General features: G+C 70.5%; 3 protein-coding genes. All 3 read left to right on the forward strand.

Annotated elements, in window-relative coordinates:
- The first annotated feature begins 243 nt into the window (after window positions 1-243).
- The 3 genes from rplK to HCJ92_RS23500 all read left to right on the forward strand — a co-directional run bounded on the left by rplK (window position 244) and on the right by HCJ92_RS23500 (window position 2,695).
- Window positions 244-678, forward strand: a complete 435-nt coding sequence (gene rplK, locus HCJ92_RS23490; RefSeq protein WP_167935620.1) for a 50S ribosomal protein L11 — start codon at window positions 244-246, stop codon at window positions 676-678.
- An 80-nt stretch (window positions 679-758) separates the two neighbouring features.
- Window positions 759-1,475 carry a 50S ribosomal protein L1 gene (rplA, locus tag HCJ92_RS23495; RefSeq protein WP_167935621.1) on the forward strand — a complete coding sequence of 239 codons (717 nt, stop codon included), beginning with the start codon at window positions 759-761 and terminating at the stop codon, window positions 1,473-1,475.
- A gap of 293 nt (window positions 1,476-1,768) precedes the next feature.
- Entirely contained in the window at window positions 1,769-2,695 is a 927-nt protein-coding gene (locus tag HCJ92_RS23500; RefSeq protein ID WP_167935622.1) for an SCO4651 family lipoprotein, read from the forward strand.
- The last annotated feature ends 73 nt before the right edge of the window (window positions 2,696-2,768 follow it).

Below are 2,768 nucleotides of genomic sequence, written 5' to 3' on the forward strand. Positions count from 1 at the left end.
GCGGGACCCCGCAGCACGCCGCGGGGTCCCGCGCCGTCGTGTCGCGGCGCCCTCCCCGGGAGGCCGTTCCGCGGCCCGTCGGAGCCGGCGGCCCGGGGAGGGCCGCCACCGGCCGGTCCGTATCACCCCGGAACCGGATTTTGGCGGCACCCCGCCAACGGCTATCGTGGTGCGGTATGCCTCCGTCCGGCTGAACACCGCCGCGGGGGAACGTCAACCTCTCACCAGGACCCGGAGAGAACCATGGCTCCCAAGAAGAAGAAGGTCGCGGGGCTGATCAAGCTCCAGATCAAGGCCGGCGCCGCCAACCCGGCCCCGCCGGTCGGCCCCGCACTGGGCCAGCACGGCGTGAACATCATGGAGTTCTGCAAGGCCTACAACGCGGCGACCGAGTCGCAGCGTGGCTGGGTGATCCCGGTGGAGATCACGGTCTACGAGGACCGTTCCTTCACCTTCATCACCAAGACTCCGCCGGCCGCCAAGATGATCCTCAAGGCCGCGGGCATCGAGAAGGGCTCCGGCGAGCCCCACAAGACCAAGGTCGCCAAGATCACGGCCGACCAGGTCCGCGAGATCGCCACCACCAAGATGCCCGACCTCAACGCCAATGACCTGGACGCCGCGTCCAAGATCATCGCCGGCACCGCCCGGTCCATGGGCGTGACCGTCGAGGGCTGAACCGCCCCCACCCGTGGAAGGGCCTGCGCGGGCCCGTACCACGACTCCCCGATCTGCACAGCACCACAGGAGGAGCAGAAGTGAAGCGCAGCAAGTCGCACCGCGGCGCCGAGACCAAGATCGACAGCGCGAGGCTCTACGCCCCGCTGGAGGCGGTCCGGCTCGCCAAGGAGACGACCACCACCAAGTTCGACGCCACCGTCGAGGTCGCCATGCGTCTGGGTGTCGACCCGCGCAAGGCCGACCAGATGGTCCGCGGCACCGTGAACCTCCCGCACGGCACCGGCAAGACCGCCCGGGTCCTGGTCTTCGCCACCGGTGACCGTGCCGAGGCCGCGCGTGCCGCGGGCGCCGACATCGTCGGCGCCGACGAGCTGATCGACGAGGTCAGCAAGGGCCGCCTGGACTTCGACTCCGTCGTCGCCACCCCGGACCTCATGGGCAAGGTCGGCCGCCTCGGCCGCGTGCTCGGTCCCCGTGGCCTGATGCCGAACCCGAAGACCGGCACCGTCACCCCGGACGTCGCCAAGGCCGTCACCGAGATCAAGGGCGGCAAGATCGAGTTCCGGGTGGACAAGCACTCGAACCTCCACTTCATCATCGGCAAGGTCTCCTTCGAGGAGGCGCAGCTCGTCGAGAACTACGCCGCCGCGATGGAGGAGATCCAGCGTCTCAAGCCGTCCGCGGCCAAGGGCCGGTACATCCGCAAGGCCACCATCGCCACCACGATGGGCCCCGGTATCCCGGTCGACTCCAACCGCACCCGCAACCTCCTGGTGGAGGACCCGGCCGTCTGATCGGCCGGGCCCGCCCCTCGGGCGGGACCGCGAGCAGCACCCGGCGCCCGTCGCCGACCCCGCACCCGGGGTCGACGGCGGGCGCCGTCGCGTGCCCGCGCGCGCGCGACGAGCTCCCTGCCGGGGGCGCGCCATCGACCGCCCCGGACGGCGTTCCCGCAGGCGGGGCCCGGGGGGAGCCCCTGTCTCCGTTCTGCTACGGATGAGCCTCGAAGGGGCTTGCTGTCGTAGCCGTGGGCTAACGTCTCAACTCCTCAGACAGCACACAGTCCCTTGGGGGGATGATGCGTTCCATGCGCAAGGCCATCACCGCGGCGCTCGCCGCCGGCGTCCTGGTCTCGACCGCCGCGTGCGGCTCCGACGACAGCTCGTCGGACAGCGACGCCAAGGGCGAGGAGAACGCCGAGGGGCAGGGCGGCGGTGGCCTGATGGCCGCACTGCGCGCCTCGCAGGAGAAGTCGGCGGAGGCCGGTACGGTCGCCATCACGTCGACGACGTCGATCGAGATGCCTGCGCAGGACATGTCCATGTCCTTCGAGCTCTCCGGTGTCACGGGCTGGGACCCGCTGGCGATGGACGTCACCGTCGACATGAGCGACTTCTTCGCGATGATCGCCGAAGTGGCGGGCACCGACGCCGCCGAGGCCCCCGACGGTGTCTATCAGACCCTCCTGGTCGACAACGTCATGTACATGGGCGGGGAGATGGTCGAGGCCCAGCACGGCGAGGGCAAGTGGAGCAAGATCGATCTCAACGCGGTGGACGCCGACGACCCGAGCCTCGGGCAGGCCGCCGAGCAGATCAAGAACGCCGAGCAGATGACCCGTACCCCGTCCCAGCAGGTGGCCGTGTTGCTGGAGAGCGGTGACGTCGAGCACGTCGGCAGCGAGGACCTCGACGGCAGGTCGACCGAGAAGTACGAGGGCTCCCTCACCGCCGAGGATCTGCTCGCTCTCGGCGGCGATGCGGATGACCTCACTGAGGAGCACGTGGCGAACCTGCTCGCGTCGCTGGAGCAGATGGGCGCCGAGAGCTTCCAGTTCACTGTCTGGGTCGGCGAGGACGACCTTCCCGCGCGAGTGGACCAGCAGATGGTCCTCACCGAGGGCAGTTTCACCGTCTCCACCGTCTACGAGGAGTACGGCGTCGAGCTGAACGTCGAGGCCCCGGCCGAGGCGGACGTCGTGGACCTCGCCGAGGGGGCCGGCGCCGGTCGCTGACCGGGGCGGTACCTCGGCGGGACTCCCGCTCCCTGACGGACCCGGGGGGGGGGGGGGGGGGGGGGGGGGGGGG

Origin of the sequence: Streptomyces spiramenti (genome assembly GCF_012034385.1) — a bacterium.
GTDB classification, from domain to species: Bacteria; Actinomycetota; Actinomycetes; order Streptomycetales; family Streptomycetaceae; genus Streptomyces; species Streptomyces spiramenti.